General features: G+C 38.6%; 15 protein-coding genes and 1 riboswitch. Of the genes, 14 read left to right on the forward strand and 1 reads right to left on the reverse strand.

What is annotated here, in order from left to right; translation table 11 throughout:
- The first annotated feature begins 11 nt into the window (after positions 1-11).
- From mutL to cobT, 8 genes are all read left to right on the forward strand, one after another.
- Positions 12-1898, forward strand: coding sequence for a DNA mismatch repair endonuclease MutL (gene mutL / locus MKY08_RS05265; protein ID WP_069510010.1), 1887 nt, complete (start codon positions 12-14; stop codon positions 1896-1898).
- 96 nt (positions 1899-1994) lie between these two features.
- Complete coding sequence (gene glpK, locus MKY08_RS05270; RefSeq protein WP_069510008.1) at positions 1995-3488, forward strand: glycerol kinase GlpK; 1494 nt, start codon at positions 1995-1997, stop codon at positions 3486-3488.
- A gap of 17 nt (positions 3489-3505) precedes the next feature.
- Positions 3506-5152, forward strand: a complete 1647-nt coding sequence (locus tag MKY08_RS05275; protein ID WP_069510006.1) for a glycerol-3-phosphate dehydrogenase/oxidase — start codon at positions 3506-3508, stop codon at positions 5150-5152.
- A gap of 3 nt (positions 5153-5155) precedes the next feature.
- Complete coding sequence (locus MKY08_RS05280; protein WP_069510004.1) at positions 5156-6073, forward strand: alpha/beta fold hydrolase; 918 nt, start codon at positions 5156-5158, stop codon at positions 6071-6073.
- Positions 6060-6944: a tRNA (adenosine(37)-N6)-dimethylallyltransferase MiaA gene (gene miaA, locus MKY08_RS05285; protein ID WP_069510002.1), complete on the forward strand. Its 885-nt coding sequence runs from the start codon at positions 6060-6062 to the stop codon at positions 6942-6944. The genes MKY08_RS05280 and miaA overlap by 14 nt, the downstream gene beginning before the upstream one ends.
- Before the next feature lie 107 nt (positions 6945-7051).
- On the forward strand, positions 7052-7282 hold the full coding sequence (gene hfq, locus MKY08_RS05290; RefSeq protein ID WP_069510000.1) for an RNA chaperone Hfq: 231 nt from the start codon (positions 7052-7054) through the stop codon (positions 7280-7282).
- 98 nt (positions 7283-7380) lie between these two features.
- The gene (locus tag MKY08_RS05295; RefSeq protein ID WP_069509998.1) at positions 7381-7683 is read left to right on the forward strand and encodes a rhodanese-like domain-containing protein; all 303 of its coding nucleotides are present in this window, start codon (positions 7381-7383) and stop codon (positions 7681-7683) included.
- A 124-nt stretch (positions 7684-7807) separates the two neighbouring features.
- Positions 7808-7983, forward strand: a riboswitch (cobalamin riboswitch).
- Between the two features lie 109 nt (positions 7984-8092).
- Complete coding sequence (cobT, locus tag MKY08_RS05300; protein WP_069509997.1) at positions 8093-9148, forward strand: nicotinate-nucleotide--dimethylbenzimidazole phosphoribosyltransferase; 1056 nt, start codon at positions 8093-8095, stop codon at positions 9146-9148.
- Positions 9149-9534: 386 nt separating this feature from the next.
- Here the strand turns inward: cobT and MKY08_RS05305 are convergent, their stop codons facing one another.
- Positions 9535-10140 (reverse strand): trimeric intracellular cation channel family protein, encoded by a 606-nt coding sequence (locus MKY08_RS05305; RefSeq protein WP_024361929.1) that lies wholly within the window; start codon positions 10138-10140, stop codon positions 9535-9537.
- A gap of 147 nt (positions 10141-10287) precedes the next feature.
- Between MKY08_RS05305 and MKY08_RS05310 the strand changes: the two genes are divergently transcribed.
- The 6 genes from MKY08_RS05310 (at position 10288) to MKY08_RS05335 (ending at position 16436) form a co-directional block, all read left to right on the forward strand.
- Positions 10288-11538 carry a methionine gamma-lyase family protein gene (locus MKY08_RS05310; protein WP_069509995.1) on the forward strand — a complete coding sequence of 417 codons (1251 nt, stop codon included), beginning with the start codon at positions 10288-10290 and terminating at the stop codon, positions 11536-11538.
- 222 nt (positions 11539-11760) lie between these two features.
- Complete coding sequence (locus MKY08_RS05315) at positions 11761-12135, forward strand: MerR family transcriptional regulator (protein ID WP_069509993.1); 375 nt, start codon at positions 11761-11763, stop codon at positions 12133-12135.
- 99 nt (positions 12136-12234) lie between these two features.
- Positions 12235-13569: a type I glutamate--ammonia ligase gene (glnA, locus tag MKY08_RS05320; protein WP_024361926.1), complete on the forward strand. Its 1335-nt coding sequence runs from the start codon at positions 12235-12237 to the stop codon at positions 13567-13569.
- Between the two features lie 189 nt (positions 13570-13758).
- Positions 13759-14358 (forward strand): hypothetical protein, encoded by a 600-nt coding sequence (locus MKY08_RS05325; protein WP_069509991.1) that lies wholly within the window; start codon positions 13759-13761, stop codon positions 14356-14358.
- A 301-nt stretch (positions 14359-14659) separates the two neighbouring features.
- Positions 14660-15808, forward strand: a complete 1149-nt coding sequence (locus tag MKY08_RS05330; RefSeq protein WP_069509988.1) for an ABC transporter permease — start codon at positions 14660-14662, stop codon at positions 15806-15808.
- Between the two features lie 88 nt (positions 15809-15896).
- On the forward strand, positions 15897-16436 hold the full coding sequence (locus tag MKY08_RS05335; RefSeq protein ID WP_069509987.1) for a PadR family transcriptional regulator: 540 nt from the start codon (positions 15897-15899) through the stop codon (positions 16434-16436).
- Positions 16437-16649: the final 213 nt, after the last annotated feature.

A 16649-nucleotide genomic window follows, 5' to 3' on the forward strand; every position in this document is an offset into this window, starting at 1 on the left:
AGTGATGCGCCATGGGAAAAATTCAAATTATGGACGCGTGGCTTTCCAATAGAATTGCTGCGGGAGAAGTAGTAGAACGACCGGCATCTGTTGTTAAAGAACTAGTCGAGAATGCGATTGATGCTGGCAGTACGTCCATTGATGTTTTTTTACTGGAAGCGGGGCTCACTTCAATTCAAGTAATTGATAATGGTAGTGGGATGGATGAGGAAGATGCACTAATCTCTTTTTCACGCCATGCAACAAGTAAAATTCATCAGGAGCATGATTTATTTCGTATCCGTACGTTAGGATTTCGTGGGGAGGCATTAGCATCGATTGCATCGGTATCCAAAATGACAATGCTTACTTCAACTGGCGAATCAGGCACGTATGTAGAGTTAGAAGGGGGACATGTCACAACGCAAAAGCCCGGCCCTTTACGAAAAGGAACGGATATTACAGTGGCACAGCTATTTTTCAATACCCCTGCTCGTTTAAAATATATGAAAACGATACAAACCGAGCTTGGGCATACGATAGATCTAATGAATCGGCTAGCACTCGGTAATCCACAAATTGCCTTTCGATTGCTACATAACGGTCAGCAATTATTACAGACGAATGGACGAGGTGATGTACAGCAAGTCCTAGCCGCAATTTATGGCGTGCACAACGCAAAAAAAATGGTGCCATTTCACGGCGAGTCCCATGACTATAAGGTAACGGGTTATGTGTCTTTACCAGAGGTGACACGTGCTTCCAAAAATTATATGTCGCTGTTTGTGAATGGGCGTTGGGTCAAACATTATTTAGTGCAAAAGGCCATTATTGATGCCTATCATACGTATTTACCGATAGAACGATTTCCAATTGTAGCGCTCTTTATTGAAGGGGACCCTTATTTAACAGACGTCAATGTCCATCCAGCCAAACACCAGATTCGTTTAAGTAAAGAACCAGAGCTACTTAAATTGATTGAAGAAACGATACGTGGCAAAATTCGCGATGTTATGCGTGTTCCACTTATGGAGAAGAAGGAAAAGATTGCAAAACCTGCAACGGAACAGCTGAACATGTGGAAACCTGTACCACAACTTGATGTAGAAAAAATGAATGCTATCGTTGAAAAGCTTTATGATGCGCAAACTGTTCAGGAATCTAGCATATTACCGATGGAAGAACCTGCACCTACAGTGATAGAAGAGCACTGGCAACCAATTCAACCAATCGAAACCAATCAAATAGAAGAAGCGTCACCAAACGAGCATATGGACTTTTTAAATGAGGAGCCTCAAATAGTAGAATCTCCAATCAAAGAGCCTAAAAAAGAACCATTTCCTGCGCTTGAAGTAGTAGGACAAATACATGGCACTTATATTGTTGCGCAAATGGAGGACGGTTTTTATTTAATCGACCAGCATGCAGCGCAAGAACGTATTAAATATGAGTTTTACCGTGAAAAAGTAGGACAAGTAAATCCTAATGAACGGCAAGCGTTATTACTGCCATTGACCTTCCATTATGCAGCAGACGAGGCACTGATTCTGCGTGAAAATAGACAGCAGCTAGAGGCCGTTGGTGTGTTTTTAGAGGATTTTGGACAGTCATCATTTGTTATTCGTGAGCATCCTAGCTGGTTTCCGAATGGTGAGGAACAGGACATCATTGAGGAGTTAATCGAGCAAGTATTGACCACAAAAACAGCAGATGTCAAAAAAATGCGTGAGGCGGCAGCCATTATGATGAGCTGTAAAAAGTCTATTAAGGCCAATCATTATTTGACGAAAGAGCAAATGGTTGCGTTATTAGATGATTTACGTAGAGCGGATAATCCGTTTACTTGTCCACATGGTCGGCCGGTGTTAATCCATTTTACAACCTATGAAGTGGAAAAAATGTTTAAACGGGTAATGTAATAACAACGAAGCATATGCGTTCGTATTGTAACCAATATCCTTAAAAAAGCCTACAGCGATTTCGAGCGTGGTGTGAAAACCTAAGGAGGGGAATAAATGGGTGAATTTATTTTAGCAATCGATCAAGGAACAACAAGTTCAAGGGCGATATTATTTAATCATAAAGGTGAAATTGTCCATGTGGCACAAAAGGAATTTCAACAGTATTTTCCAAAGGCTGGCTGGGTTGAGCATAACGCCAATGAGATATGGGGTTCAGTACTCGCTGTTATCGCAGCTGTGTTAACAGAAAGTGGACATGAAGCAAGCGAAGTACACGCAATTGGCATTACAAATCAGCGAGAAACGACGGTTGTTTGGGATAAACAGACGGGGCAGCCTGTTTACAATGCAATCGTTTGGCAATCAAGGCAAACACAAGACATCGTGACAGCGTTGAAGGAACAAGGCCATGAAAGCGTGTTTCAGCAAAAAACAGGATTACGACTGGACCCTTATTTCTCCGCAACAAAAATTAAATGGATTTTAGATAATGTTGATGGTGCACGTGAAAAGGCAGAACAAGGCGATTTACTGTTCGGTACGATTGATTCGTGGATTGTTTGGCGATTATCAAAAGGAAGGGCACATATTACGGATTATTCAAATGCAGCAAGGACATTACTTTATAATATTCATGAACTAACATGGGACGCAGAACTTTGCGATCTTTTAAATATTCCGATGTCGATGTTGCCAGAAGTGAAAAACTCGTCAGAAATTTATACGAAAACGGCACCAAGTATATTTTTTGGTGAAGAAATTCCAATTGCAGGAATTGCCGGTGACCAGCAAGCCGCTCTTTTCGGTCAAACATGCTTTGCAAAAGGCATGGCTAAAAATACGTACGGTACGGGTTGTTTTATGTTATTAAATACGGGTGACCAAGCGGTACATTCTGAAAATGGTTTGTTGACAACGATTGCTTGGGGCATTGATGGTAAGGTGACCTATGCGTTAGAAGGCAGTGTCTTTGTGGCAGGATCAGCTATTCAGTGGTTGCGTGATGGGCTTCGTATGATTCGTACCGCAAAGGACTCTGAAAAATATGCGACAAAGGTAGCTGATACCGATGGTGTTTACGTAGTTCCTGCATTTGTAGGGTTAGGCACGCCATACTGGGATACCGATGCACGCGGGGCTATTTTTGGTTTAACGCGTGGTACTTCGAAAGAACATTTTATCCGCGCAACACTTGAATCACTAGCTTACCAGACGAAAGATGTGCTCGATGCAATGGAAGAAGCGGCGGGCACACCAATTGAAGTGTTACGGGTAGATGGTGGCGCTGTCAGTAATGGCCTATTAATGCAGTTCCAAAGTGATATTTTGCAGTTGAAGGTAGAGCTAGCAAAGCTTAATGAATCAACTGCGCTCGGTGCAGCCTATTTAGCTGGGCTAGCAACGAACTTTTGGCCAAATAAAGAGGCTTTAACAGCATTGTGGGTTAACGGGCAAACCTATCAACCTAAAATGACTACAGAGCAAAGTAAGGATTTATATGCGGGTTGGCAGAGAGCTGTGGAGGCTACACGTTTATTCAAATCATAGCTAATGGGGGAGAAAGTATGTTTTCATTTGAGCATCGTCCTAAAATTATGGATTATTTAGAGCAATATAGCTTTGACGTATTAGTCATTGGAGGTGGCATTACGGGTGCGGGAATTGCACTTGATGCGGCATCCAGAGGCTTATCAGTTGCACTAATTGACAAGCAAGACTTTGCGGCTGGTACTTCTAGCCGTTCAACAAAGCTTATTCACGGAGGTCTTCGTTATTTAAAACAATTTGATGTAGGGGTAGTGGCAGAAGTTGGGCGTGAGCGTGAAATTGTTTATGACAATGCTGTTCATGTAACGACACCTGAAAAGATGCTGTTACCTTTATATAAGCATGGTACACTTGGACCGTTTACGACTTCGGTGGCGTTAAAGGTTTATGACAGACTAGCAGGTGTCAAAAAACAAGAACGTCGCACGATGCTAAGTGCACAAGAAACAGCCACACTAGAACCGCTTTTAAAGCGCGATGAGCTAGTTGGTGGTGGCTATTATGTAGAGTATCGGACAGACGATGCACGTTTAACAATTGAAGTGCTAAAAAAAGCGGTTGAATATGGCGCGCTTTGTGTAAACTATACAGAAATGACAGAGTTTTTATATAGCAAGAAAAAGCTGATTGGGGCAAAAGTAAAAGACCATATCACTGGAAAAACAGTGGAAGTACATGCTGCGCAAATCGTCAATGCTACTGGCCCTTGGGTAGATGAAGTACGTCAGAAGGATAAGCAAACAGATAAAAAACAATTACGTTTAACAAAAGGTGTCCATATCGTTCTTAGTCAAAAGGATTTCCCATTGCAACAAGCTTTATATTTCGATATTCCAGATGGTCGTATGGCTTTTGCCATTCCCCGTGATGGCAAAACATATATAGGAACAACAGATACAGTTTATGAAGGCGATCCAATACATCCTACTGCCACACAACAAGATGTAGATTATTTAATTGAGGCTGCTAAAACAGTATTCCCTTCAGTTGAAATTACAAGAGAAACCATAGAATCTTCTTGGGCAGGTGTTCGTCCGCTTATTTTTGAAAAAGGCAAAAATCCTTCAGAAATTTCGCGTAAAGATGAAATATGGATAGCATCAAGTGGTTTGATGACCATTGCAGGCGGCAAGCTAACAGGCTATCGTCAAATGGCTGAAACGATCGTTGATAAAATTGTGAAAACACATAAATTTAAGCATGCAAGTCCATGTATGACACGTGAGTTGTCGCTTTCTGGTGCAAAGGGCATTAATGCGATTAATTTCCCAGACTATACTGCCTATAAAGCAAGAGAAGGTGTTCAGTATGGACTGAATTATGATGAGGCGAAGCATTTAGTGCAAAAATACGGTACCAATGTTGACGCATTATTTAATCAGGTGAAATATTTACATGAGCATGGTAGTACAATGCCCCTCGCTTTACATGCGATGCTACTATACGGCATAGAAGCGGAAATGGTGTATACCCCTTGTGATTTCTTTATTCGTCGTACGGGCTTACTATACTTTGATATTGATGCAGTGAAACGTTATAAACAACAAGTAGTGCAAGTGATGCAGCAGCGTTTACACTATTCAGAGTCACAAAGAAATACCTATATTGCTCAATTAGAACAAGCGATTCTAGATGCGACAAGTTTTCCTAATGTGGAGGTGTAGTAGATGGAGCGTTATATGAAAATGTCAGATGGGCATTTTGTGTTTACACGCATATTGACGCCGACTATTCCCTGCAAAGGTCATTTTCATATTTTACATGGTATGGCAGAGCATAGCGGTCGTTACGTAAACTTTGCACAGATTCTTTGTGCGGCTGGTTATGCCGTGTCCATGCATGATCATCGCGGGCATGGGGAGACGGCAGGTTATAACGGTACATTAGGCTTTTTCGCTGAAAAAAATGGTTTTGATCGGGTTGTGGAAGATGCGCATGAAGTCATAATGACCATACATGACCAATTTGCAGATGTGCCATTAATCGTATTCGGGCATAGTATGGGGTCTTTTATTGCTAGAAGATATATTCAACTTTACGGAACTAATGTTGATAACGTTATTCTTTGTGGAACAGGTAGTGTTTCAACATTGCATAGGATAGGACATTATGTTGCGCAAGTATTCGCAATGCAGCGTGGTAAAGAAACCGAGAGCCCTTTATTAAATAAGTTGAGCTTTGGTAGCTTTAATAAGCAGTTTCCAAATCCTAAAACGGGATATGACTGGCTATGTTCGGTAGAGCAGGAAGTGCAAAAATATATGGACGACCCATATTGTGGCTTTATCCCAAGCAATCAATTTTTTGCTGACTTAACAGCTGGCTTTATGGTATTGAATCGAAAAAAAGAGATTGAAAAAATACAGAAAAACTTGCCGATTCTATTGATCAGTGGTAGCAAAGACCCTGTTGGTGATAGTGGTCTAGGTGTTTATTCCGTAGCTGAACAATTTGCAGCAGCAGGATTACAAGATGTTACAGTCTATTTATTTGAAGATAAACGACATGAAATTTTAAATGAAGACAATCAACAGGCGGTTCATCAAGTTTTATTACGGTGGTTAGAAAAGTATGATAGAAAATAAAATACAGCAAGCAGAGGTCGTAGCTATTGTCGGACCAACAGCTTCAGGTAAAACAGCACTAAGCATTGAACTAGCCAAAAAGTACAATGGTGAAATTATTAATGGCGATTCCATGCAAATTTATAAAGGGTTAGATATTGGTACAGCGAAAATTACTGAAGAAGAGATGGAAGGTGTGCCACATCACTTATTAAGCTTCAAAGAGCCAACGGAATCCTTTTCAGTAGCGGAGTATCAAGCGTTAGTACGGTCTAAAATTAGTGAAATACAGGCACGTGGTAAGCTACCAATTATTGTTGGAGGATCTGGCCTATATGTACAAGCAGTCCTTTATGATTTTCAATTTACAGAGGAGCAGGTTGATGATGTAGCGCGTAAAGCTTATTATGAGGAGCTAGAAAAGTTAGGTCCAGAAGCTATGCATGCAAAGTTAGCAGCACTTGATCCAAAAACAGCTGAAACGATTCATCCAAACAATACAAGACGTGTAATTCGAGCGTTAGAAATGATTGAATTAAGTGGTGTTTCAAAGGCGTCAGAGGAACACAATCGAGGAGAAATCCCATTGTATCGCCACTTAATTATAGGGCTTGGTCAAAATATGTCCCGCGAAGAACTTTATAATCGCATCAATCTACGAGTAGATGTCATGATGGACAAAGGGCTACTGCAAGAAGTGCAGGGACTATGGCAGCAAAATATTCGTGGTGTACAGTCCATTCAAGCGATTGGCTATAAGGAATTGTATGATTACTTAGATGGTCGATGTACATTGGAAGAAGCAATCGAAAATTTAAAGCAAAATTCTCGACGCTATGCGAAAAGACAGTTGACTTATTTTCGCAATAAAATGGATATTCACTTTATTTGAAAAGACTAAAAACTTTAATAATTTCTAAAAATTACTAATTGATAAATTGGTATAACATGCTACTATAGGAATGAAGAGGTAGAAAGAGAGTAGGGGAGGCGCATTCTATGAAATCAATCAATTTGCAAGATACGTTTTTGAACCATCTACGTAAAAACAGTGTTTTTGTAACTGTGTTTCTGTTAAACGGGTTCCAGTTAAAAGGAACTGTGAAATCCTATGATAACTTTACAGTATTATTAGTAGATGCTGAAAGTAAACAGCATCTCATTTACAAACACGCAATTTCTACATTCGTTCCAGCAAAGCAAGTCGAATTTTTAGAGGTAGAAGAATAAATAAAGTAAATAGAAACAGTTAGTGTTACATCACTAGCTGTTTTTTTTCGTTCACGCTATAATGTAATAGGAAATTGATATATTGGAGGATTTTATAGATGAAATCGATGGATACAACACAATTATTAGAACGATTAGATGCAAACGAAGACCTTTACATTATTGATGTGCGAGAAGACGATGAAGTAGCACAAGGTGTTATCCCTGGTGCGCAACATATTGCACTTGGGACAATCCCTGAGCGTTTGGGTGAATTAGATACGACTAAACCATATATTATCGTTTGTAAAGCAGGTGGACGTTCCGCAAATGCTTGTGCATACTTAGAAGCACAAGGCTTTGACGTAACAAACCTTGAAGGTGGCATGCTTGCTTATGATGGAGAATTAGAATTTAAATAAGAAGGTATATCGAGGTATGTAACAGGTTCGCTTGTTAAGTACCTCGTTTTTTATTGGACTAAAGTGCTAGTACAAAAATTTTTTCAATATTGACACTAAAAACACTTTGTCGTAAATTTAAAGTAATTACATAAAAGCATTAGGTGCCCACTTTGGGAGAATAGGGAATAAAGTGAAAATCTTTAGCGGTCCCACCACTGTAAAACGGAGTTTTATAGAGAATACCACTAGCATAGCTGGGAAGGTTCTATAAGATGTTGAAATTGAGCCAGGAGACCTGCCTAATTGCTTCGGATGATATAGATGATGGAAAAGTCTGTAGTTTATTTGTTATGAAATAAACTACAGGTTTTTCCATTTTTTTATTTCAATCTTTATGTAATAGGCTATTTAAAAAGGAGAAATGAACATGCAATTATTACAACAAACACTTCAACAAATTCAACATGCCAATAACGAAATGATGGAAAAAGCAAGAGAATATATAGATTCTCTTAGCAAGCCACCGAGTAGCTTAGGAAAACTTGAATCACTGGCTGTACAATTGGCTGGTATTACAGGAGAGCTCTATCCTAAAATTGATAACAAAGCAATTATTGTCTGTGCAGGCGATCACGGTGTGTGTGATGAAGACGTAACATCCAATCCGCAAGATGTAACATTTCTTCAAACATTAAATTTTCCAAAAGGGATAACAGGTGTTTGTGCTATTGCAAACATAACGAATGCCAAAATTGTGACAGTGGACGTAGGGGTAAAACAGGATATTCCGCTCGATGCGGGTGTTATAATGAAAAAAATAAAATACGGGACGGATAACATGGCAAAAGGTCCAGCCATGACAAGGGAAGAAGCCATTCAATCAATTGAAGTAGGAATTGAAGTAGCTACGGCCGAAATAGCACAAGGAGTTAATGTACTTGGTACAGGTGAAATGGGGATTGGTAATACTACACCAAGCGCGGCTATCTTATCTGTACTTCATGCGTGTCACCCACAAGAAGTGACAGGGTTCGGTGCAGGAGTTGGATCAGGAGGAATTGCGCATAAAGTTGAAGTCATTCAAAACGCCATTGCCTTAAACAAACCGAATCGTCATGATGCGATTGATGTACTTGCAAAAGTGGGTGGGTTAGAGATAGGTGCGATGGCTGGTGTAATTCTGGCGGCTGCTGCCAATCGTAAGCCCGTTGTAATTGATGGCTTTATTTCGACAGTCGCTGCTCTTATCGCTTATGAATTAGAACCGAAAGTCCAAGATTATATTATTCCTTCCCATGCCTCTGAAGAACCGGGGGCAAAAATTGCTGCTAAACTGCTAGGCGTGGAGCCAATGCTTCATATGAACATGCGATTGGGAGAAGGTTCTGGTGCAGCATTAACCTTTCCAATTCTAGATGCAGCTTGCTCTATGGTGAGCAACATGGCGACATTAGCTGAGTCTGTCGGGCTGGTAGAGAAGTAATCATTTGTTAAGTGCCGATAGGGAAAAATCTTAGCTAAACATTTAGAGCGTAATCGTCTATAGCAAAAAAGGAAGCTGGGATATTTAAGGAACAGAGGAAAGATGTTAGTAAATTTTTGCTATTATGGGGACTTGTCCGTTATTGCGAAAAAATAGAAGTATTCACTAGTTGTTGGTAGCGAAGGCGGTGACTCCTGCTCTGAACGCACACACTGTAAGATGCGGGCATTCTGCGCGTTAGCGAGGGTTGCGGCTTACGTGTGTACCCGCAGAAAGCACCGCCGAAGCGGACAACAACGGCGCAGCAAAAAAGTGTTAGATTGATGGCACTCAATCTAACACTTTTTCTCTTTTGTCCCAGCCGCTTTCTGTTTTTTTAAAGTCTCTTAAGCTCGATTCAATTTTCGCAAAGGTAAGCGCCATTTCTTCATATATGAAAGAACTCGTAAAATTGTAATTACCCCGAATAACACGTATAAAAAGATATCCCCTTCTAGTAATTCCAATCCAATAAGTAGACCAGCAAGTGCTGCCCAGACACCGTAGATTTCATCACGTAGCACGAGTGGCTTACGTCCTGCCAATAAATCACGCACTATCCCACCACCTGAACCAGTTAAGACTGCGGCTACAATAACCGCACTAATGGGCATATTGAGTTTCACTGCATATAATGCACCTTGTATAGCAAAAGCCGATAAGCCGATGGCATCTGTGAAATTGCCCCAACGATGCCAATGCTGTATAAGATGATGAGGAAAAATAAAAAATATCGTAATGGCAGCGATTGCAATTTGAAACATCATATCCTGGCCCCACAACGTTGTTACTGGTAAACCGATAAGTAAATTACGAATGGCACCGCCACCGAATGCAGTTACAATGCCAAGTATATATACACCGAATAAATCGTATTCTTCTTCCATTGCAATTATTGCCCCGGAAATAGCGAAGGCAATTGTCCCAATGATGCTAAAAACTTCCCAAGCCATCACTTTCCCTCCTTAAACGAGAATAATTTGTAGTAAGTCCGCCCCTTAGCTTAGCGTATTTAACAGCTAGACACAATAGCAATTTTTGCAGGGTTGCAAACAAATTGATAAGATAGGAAAGAACAATTTGAAACGGAGACGAAAACAATGACTTTTACAACCCATTTAACAGCAGAAACGTTAGCATTAGCGGAAAAAATTGAGGAAAGAGTCCGCCCATATCATACGAAAGTAGAAAATATGGCATTCTTCAACCAACAAAAAGTACTTTCAGCATTTAGAACGCATCAAGTGAGCGATTTTCATTTACATCCATCCAATGGCTATGGCTATGATGATGAAGGCCGTGACAATCTTGAACGTGTGTATGCGGAAGTTTTTGGAGCAGAGGCGGCAATTGTTCGCCCTCAAATCATATCTGGAACACATGCAATTACGCTTAGTCTATTCGGCGTGTTACGACCAGGTGATGAATTGCTTTATATATCAGGCCAACCATATGACACATTACAGTCGATTGTCGATGGAGGAGACAAAGATACGGGCTCGCTAAAGGACTATAAAATTGGTTATCGACATGTAGATTTAATCGATAACGAAATGGTTGACTGGTCGGCAGTCGCTGCAGCCATTACACCGAACACAAAAATGATAGCCATTCAACGTTCAAAAGGCTATGCATCACGTCCATCCTTTACGATTTCGCAAATTGCAGAAATGTGTGCCAAGATACGAGAATTAGCACCTAATGCTATTATATTTGTAGATAACTGCTATGGAGAATTTGTGGAAGCACAAGAACCTACAGAAGTAGGTGCTGATTTAATGGCTGGTTCGCTTATTAAAAATCCAGGTGGCGGTTTAGCTAAAATAGGTGGCTATATTGCAGGACGAGCTGATTTAGTAGAAAAATGTGCTTATCGTATGACATCACCAGGAATTGGTGCGGAAGCGGGCGCAACATTAAATACGCTGGGTGACTTTTACCAAGGCTTTTTCCTAGCACCACATGTAGTTAGCCAAGCATTAAAAGGTGCGATTTTCACAGCGGCTATGTTAGAGGAAGTAGGCATGACGACATTCCCAAGTTACCATGCTGAACGTACAGATTTAATTCAATCGGTATCGTTTAACACAGCCGAGCAAATGGTTGCTTTCTGTCGTGAAATTCAAGCGAACTCTCCAATTAATGCGCATTATGCACCAGAGCCTGCTTATATGCCAGGCTACGAGGATGATGTTATTATGGCGGCAGGGACATTTATTCAAGGTTCGAGTATTGAACTGACAGCAGACGGTCCAATTCGTCCACCGTTTACAGCATTTATTCAAGGTGGATTGACATATGAGCACGTGAAATTTGCTATTTGTAGCGCAGTTCAAGGCTTGCAAAAATAGACTTTATTAGTAAGGCCCCATTACAGATTCGTGATGGGGCTTGTCTTGTATATAAATAGATAAACTGTAAATGTGTATGTTTCGTTCAGATATTTTGACTAGTTTTTAACAATTTTGCATCAATTCTAAAAAAAATTAAAAAACCATGTTAGGAAACCTAACATCTTTGTTGACAGTGAATTTTTTTCGTTATATGATAAGCGGGTATTGGGGGGGACTTAAATGAGTCGTGAAATTAGACGAACTATGCCGTTATTATCCATGAGTATCGTGATGCAATTGACCGAGCTTTCGGCACGCCAAATTCGTTATTATGAAGAACACCATTTAATTGAGCCACACCGAACAGAAGGCAATCGTCGTATGTTTTCATTAAATGACGTCGATATACTTCTTGAAATAAAAGATTACTTGGAGCAGGGCATGAATATGGCGAAGATTAAAAAAATATTTGCCAAAAAATCAGATCCTGTTGCCGCTGAAGAACCAGATTTAACCGACACAGAATTACGTCGGATTATGCGCGAAGAAATGCGTCAAGCGCAGCGCATGCAAAAATCATCCATCCGACGTGGGGATTTATCCCGATTCTATTAAAATAAATACGAAATGGTTCAAATTACAATCAGTTTATTATTTTTTTAGTAGGGTAGGGTAATGATATAAGCAAGACAATTTATAGGAGTGTGGAAAACTGTGGGTAAATACACAAAAGACGACATCAAGCGTTTAATCGAGGAGAAAAATGTAAGTTTCATTCGTTTACAATTTACGGATATTCTAGGTACTATTAAAAACGTTGAAATTCCTGTTAGTCAACTAGACAAAGCACTAGAAAACAAAATGATGTTCGATGGCTCATCCATTGAAGGCTTCGTGCGTATTGAAGAATCGGATATGTATTTATATCCTGATTTAGATTCTTTCGTAGTGTTCCCTTGGACTTCAGAAAAAGGGAAAGTAGCACGTTTCATCTGTGACGTATACACTGCAAAAGGCGAACCATTCGCTGGTGACCCACGTAACAACTTAAAACGTATCCTTAAAAAAATGGAAGATATGGGCTTCACAAGCTTCAACTTAGGACCTGAGCCAGAATTCTTCTTATTTAAATTAGATGCAAAAGGTGAACCTACATTAGAAGTAAATGACCACGGTGGTTATTTTGACTTAGCGCCTACAGATTTAGGTGAAAACTGTCGTCGTGATATCGTGTTAGAGCTTGAAGAAATGGGCTTTGAAATCGAAGCTTCACACCATGAAGTAGCACCAGGTCAACATGAAATCGACTTTAAATATGCAGATGCTATTACAGCTTGTGACAACATCCAAACATTCAAACTAGTTGTTAAAACAATTGCACGTAAACACGGCCTACATGCTACATTTATGCCAAAACCATTGTTTGGTGAAGCAGGCTCTGGTATGCACTTCAACGTATCTTTATTTAAAGGTAAAGAAAATGCATTTTACGATGAATCTACAGAGCTAGGTCTTTCTGAAACAGCAATGCAATTTATGGCAGGTGTTCTTGCACACGTACAAGGATTCACAGCTGTAACAAACCCAACAGTAAACTCTTATAAGCGTTTAGTTCCAGGTTATGAAGCGCCATGTTATGTTGCATGGTCTGCACAAAACCGTTCACCACTTATTCGTATTCCATCTGCACGTGGACTTTCAACTCGTGTAGAAGTACGTTCAGTGGATCCTTCAGCAAACCCATATTTAGCGATGGCTGTTATTTTAGAAGCGGGTCTAGAAGGTATCCGTCAACAATTAACGCCACCAGCAGCGATTAACCGCAATATCTATGTAATGACAGAAGAAGAGCGCAAAGCAAATGGTATTGCAAATTTACCACCAGCACTTGACGATGCGTTAACATTACTTGCACAAGATAAAGTGGCTCAATCAGCTTTAGGTGAACACATTTACGCAAACTTCAAAGAAGCAAAAGAAATCGAGTTCGATATGTACCGTACAACCGTACACCAATGGGAACGCGACCAATATTTAAAAATGTATTAATCAAAAAAACGTTGGAGCTCATGGGCTCCAACGTTTTTTTTTGCCCACAAATCCTTTTGTCAAACCCACAGCTATTTTGACACTCCTAAAATATAGTTTTTAATTATTTTAAAAAAACATTTTTGTTAATTATTGAATAATAACCAAATATTTTTTAAAATTTTTTTATGGATGAAAGGAGCATTGACTGTGCAAATAACAAAATTTTTTCATAAGCTACCGAAAGAAAGTAAGAATTCAATTTACTTATATAACTTTAAAAGAGTATTAAATAAAGATGTGAAAATTATACAAAATTCTAGAAGACGTTCCATTGTTTTTGAGGATAAAGAAAATGAAATGATATTAAAGAAGTTATTACCTGAAGGAAAAGGTGATAATGATATTTGTGCTCTGTTGGAGTTACATGATAGTCCATATTTTCCTAAAATGTTCGCTTATAAAAAAAGAGATTACTTATTTATAGAAAAAGCAAAAGGTAAAACACTTCTGGAGATGCTAAAAGAAGGTATAAGTTTGGAAGAATTAAGAAAAATTCTTAATCAATTGATTAAAGCCAAAAAAGAAATGATGAGTGTTAATCGATATGATTTTGATTTTAAACTAGAACATATCTATTGGGATAAACAAAAAGAAATAATCAAGTGGATCGATTTGGGTGTTTGTGTAAAAATGCCAATGGAGTATTCTGAAGAAGAAAAAAATAGAAGAATTGAACAATGTATCATAAAAGTAAAATTAAAATTTTTATTTTATGGCTATGATTTATTTAACGAGATGAATAGGTAGTGCCCATGGGGAGCTATACGCTATAAAAAGCATTGGAGTTATTAACTGCAATGCTTTTTTGTTGCGCAATGGATTGTAAGCTGCTGTTATTCACTTTTTGAAATGTTAAAAACATGCAATTCCTACTTCACAGTTTGGACAAATAGTAAAAAATTAATGATAGCTAGCTATATGTATTCATTGCAAAGTAAACGGTATTTTTGTAGAATTACACTCACGGTTTAATTAAACTACTTAAATTAAACTATTTTGTTTAGATTATAAATAGACTAGGTGTTCGTAGAAAGGAAGTACTAATTTAATGAAGTTTAAAGAATTTTTAAAAACGAAAGGTGCCAAGGGCTCTATTTTTATGGGGATCTTTTATGCTGTATGTATGTTAGGTATCTTCCTACCAGGTTACACAGCGATACCTGGCAATATTGATGCATTACCGATTGCGATAATTAATGATGATAAAGGGGAATATGGTGCTCAAATAGCTGATAGCTTAACAGAACAGCTTCCATTTAAGGATATTCAAACAGATATTACTAATAAAGAGGCATTAAAAGATTTAGAGAAAAACGACTTAGCATTAGTCGTTCATATTCCAGAGACATTTTCTGCTGATTTACAAAAAGGAGATGTTTCATCAAGCATTGATTTCTCCATTAACGAAGCAAGTGCAACCGCTGTATCATCCTCTATGCAACAAATTGTTATGCAACTAAATGAGCAACTAAGTGCACAGTTTTCACAACAAACAGCGCAAGGGATTTTAATGAACTTACATTTACCACAAGAGCAAGCAGCCAAATTAGCAGAGCAAATTGAAAATAGCTATGTAGGAAATATCGAGACAATGAATGATGTGCCAGACGGTATGCATAACAATATGCTGCCAATGTTCTTAACGATGGCGCTTTATGTAGGTGCTATGATTGGCGCCATGCAATTAGTAGGAGCGTTTAAAGCAAATCGTGGGAAAGCAACGAAAACACGTTTATTCGTTTATATGCAATTAACAGCAATACTAATTGGTATTTTGGCTGGGCTCGTATCAACGGGTATGTCATTTGCTATCAATGATTTATCGGGAACGGATGTGTTCTTCCAAATATTGGGCCAACAAATTTTAATTTATTGGGCATGCTTTAACTTCAATGCGGTTGTTGTATTATTAATTGGGGAAGCAGGAATGATTTTAAACATTCCAATTTTATTAATTCAGACAATCGCTAACGGTGCAACAATATCTCGTGAAATGATGTATTTACCGTATGAGTGGATTAGCCATATTTCACCAATGTATTATTCTGTTCAAGCATACTTTAGCAATATTTTTGGTAGTATTAGTGCCACACCTTTTATTTTAGGATTAACAACAGTTGGATTTGTAGCGATGGTTATAAATGTGCTGATCGTTTGGATGCTTCATAAACCACTACCAATAACTGTAGAAAAATAGAGCAAAGAAATAAGTGCTTAAAATTCTGATGAAGTAAATCATTAGTTTTGATAAAATGGAACTAATATTTGCCTAAGGAGCTGAAATAATGGCAATTCAAATTTTCATTCTTAGCAAGCTTATGGAAGAAGATAATTATCCTTATAATTTAAAAAAACAAATCTCTGAATTACAGTCTCTTGACTCAATTAATGGTTTAACGGAAAGTAAGTTATACTATCATTTTGAATCGTTAGCGAAGCAAGGACTAATCGAGACGAAAGAAGTTATAAAAGAAGACAATCGACCAGATAAGCACGTTTTTGCTATAACGGAAAAAGGACGCGAAGCCTTGCCAAAAAAGATTTATAAATCGCTTGAAAATGCAAACACAATTGGTGATATGGTTATTGGTTTAGCCAATATGAAACATGTTGACCGCGATCGGGTTATTCATATTTTAGAAAAAAAGTTAAACGCGATGCATTCAAAATGGGATAATCTCTTTAATTCAGATAGACAACAGTTTATGAAACCAGGAGTAGAAGTGCTGGCTGAATTTGTTAGCGATTATGCGAATTTTAGAATACAGGGCTCCATACAATACCTAGAAAGATTAATTGAGCATGTCCGAAAAGGAGAAATATAAAAGAAAAAGACTATTTGCAATGATTGTAAATAGTCTTTTTTTGCGCTTATTTATTCAATTGGATTTTTCCCGCAAATCAGTAAGGGATTATTATATAATTGAATGATAAGTGCTAACGAAAGGGGAAAATGCAGCTCTTATTGTATCTTACGTCTGTGCAATTCACATAGGAAGCTTAATAAGATTTTTTTAGCAATTACTTAAGATGTTATC

This window comes from Lysinibacillus sp. FSL M8-0337, from assembly GCF_038593855.1.
GTDB classification, from domain to species: domain Bacteria; phylum Bacillota; class Bacilli; order Bacillales_A; family Planococcaceae; genus Lysinibacillus; species Lysinibacillus sphaericus_D.